A 2,326-nucleotide genomic window follows, 5' to 3' on the forward strand; every position below is an offset into this window, starting at 1 on the left:
AGGATTTATCCTACCTGGTATTAGCTTTTCATATTTATTATTAATACTTGGCTCATATGACTTTATCATGAATGCAATTAGTACTTTAAATATTTTAGTATTAATTCCTTTTGGATTAGGCTTTTGTATTGGGGTAGTATTACTTACAAAGATATTGGATATTTGTATGAGTAAATATCCAGGTATTACATATTTAATTATCCTAGGTTTTTTAATTGGATCAGTATTTCCAATTTATCCAGGTAATCCTGTAGGATGGGAAATTCCTCTTTCAATAATTACATTTGCATTAGGTGCTGTAATTATCTACATGGTTTCAAAGGTAGGGGAGAAGAATAATGCTTCTAAGTAAGGAAAAGATTTATTTAGCACTAAATACAGCTCTTTCTACCGGTGCTGATTTTGCTGAAGTATTTGTAGAAAGAAGTTTATATAAAACTATTAAAATGATACAAAAAGGTCAATCGACTAATATTGATAACATAACTGATAGTGTAATTAGTGGTATTGGTATTAGAGCTTATTGTGGCTTAAAGAGTTCATATTCCTCTACAAGTGATTTATCCTATGATGGTATTAGAAGATGTGCAAGAAGTGTAGCTTCTTCTATATCTGACGCTAATAGAAGTGTTATGGATTTTGAGCTTAAAGAAAGGATAAATCCTAACATACATAGTATTCAAATTGTTCCTTCTGGAATAAGGAATATTGTTAAAATTGATTTATTAAAGTCTGCTCTGAGTACAGCTAGTTCTAGAAGTGAAAATATTACACAAGTAATGGGTACTTATCTTGATGTAGATAGATCTATTTTAGTTGCAAACTCTGAAGGCTTACTTACAACTGACAGACAAATAAGAGTTAGAATGGCAGTAAATGCTGTTGCAAGCTTGAATGGTGAAAGTCAAACAGGTACATGCTCTCCAGGACGTTCTATGGGACTTGAGATGTTTGATATCTTTACTCCTGAATCAATTGGTAGTGAGGCAGCTCGTTCAGCACTTGTGAAAATCAGTGCACCTTATTGTAAATCAGGTGTATATCCTGTAGCCATTGAAAATGGCTTTGGTGGAGTTATTTTCCATGAATCAACAGGACATAGCTTGGAAGCAAGTGCTGTTGCATACAATAATAGTGAATTTGCCGGAAAAATTGGTCAGAAAATAGCAAACTCAAAGGTAACAGCCATTGATGATGGTACTATTCCAAATGCTTGGGGATCAGTAAATATTGATGACGAAGGAACTCCTACCCAAAGAAAGGTTCTTATTGAAAATGGAGTATTAAAACGCTATATGGTAGACCGTTTTAATGGTAGAAGAATGAATATGCCATCTAGTGGTTCTTCAAGAAGACAGGATTTTTCATTTTGTCCAACATCACGTATGACCAACACATTTATTGCTGCTGGTGATGATGAAGATGAAGATATTATTTCTTCAATTGAAAAAGGTATTTATGCTCGAAAAATGGGTGGTGGTAGTGTAAATCCTATGACTGGAGCATTTAACTTTGCTGTTGATGAAGCCTATATGATAGAAAATGGAAAAATTACTTATCCTGTTAGAGGTTGTTCTTTAATAGGTAAGGGCTCCGAAGTTATTCAAAATATTGATATGGTTGGAAAACACCTTTTAACAGGACAGGGCATGTGTGGTTCCTCTGCTGGTAGTATCCCAACCGATGTTGGTCAGCCTCTTATTCGAGTGAGTCAAATTACTGTAGGGGGAAGATAATGGATAAGTACAGAAAAATAAAAGATGCTATAATAGAAGAAGCAAATAAAAGGAATATAAATGCTTGGGAGATCATTATCAGTGAAGGTGAAAGTGTTAGTGCTAGTGCATTTCGCCATGAAATAATTAAAGAAGCATCATCTTTTTCTTCATATCTTTCTTTAAGAGTAATTGTTGGTAATAAGGAAGGTTCAGCATCAACTCAAGACTTAAGTAAAGATGAAATACCTTCTTTATTTGAAAGGGCATATGATAATGCGCTTTCAAGTGATGAAAAAGATGAAATAGTATTATTTTCTGGAGGTTTGGAATATCCAAAAAAAGAATCTTTTGATTACTTAAACTACGATATAAAAAAAATAAAAGAAATTGCTTTAAAAAATCATGAAGAAGTTTATTTAAAGGATAAAAGAGTAATTGATGGTTCAACTTGCTCTGTAGCATATGGGAAATCAATTCGCTATTATGCTTCTTCAAATGCTTTAGAGTTATTTGACAGCAATGATGATGCTTATGTTATGGCAAACTGTAAGGTAAGTGATGGCGTTGATATTCAAAATGCATACTCTATTAAAGAAGGTTTAATTGAT

3 protein-coding genes are annotated in these 2,326 nt (G+C 33.0%); all 3 read left to right on the forward strand.

Features of this window, described 5'->3' with window-relative positions; all coding sequences use genetic code 11:
- Positions 1-352, forward strand: a 352-nt coding sequence (locus SOY52_RS03410) for an undecaprenyl phosphate translocase family protein (protein WP_320847582.1), incomplete at its 5' end; no start/stop codon positions are given.
- Complete coding sequence (locus SOY52_RS03415; RefSeq protein WP_320847583.1) at positions 339-1,736, forward strand: TldD/PmbA family protein; 1,398 nt, start codon at positions 339-341, stop codon at positions 1,734-1,736. The genes SOY52_RS03410 and SOY52_RS03415, both read left to right, overlap by 14 nt.
- The coding region (locus SOY52_RS03420) for a PmbA/TldA family metallopeptidase (RefSeq protein WP_320847584.1) at positions 1,736-2,326 on the forward strand (591 nt) is incomplete at its 3' end. The genes SOY52_RS03415 and SOY52_RS03420, both read left to right, overlap by 1 nt.

The organism is Bullifex sp. (assembly GCF_034103065.1).
Lineage (GTDB): Bacteria > Spirochaetota > Spirochaetia > Sphaerochaetales > Sphaerochaetaceae > Bullifex.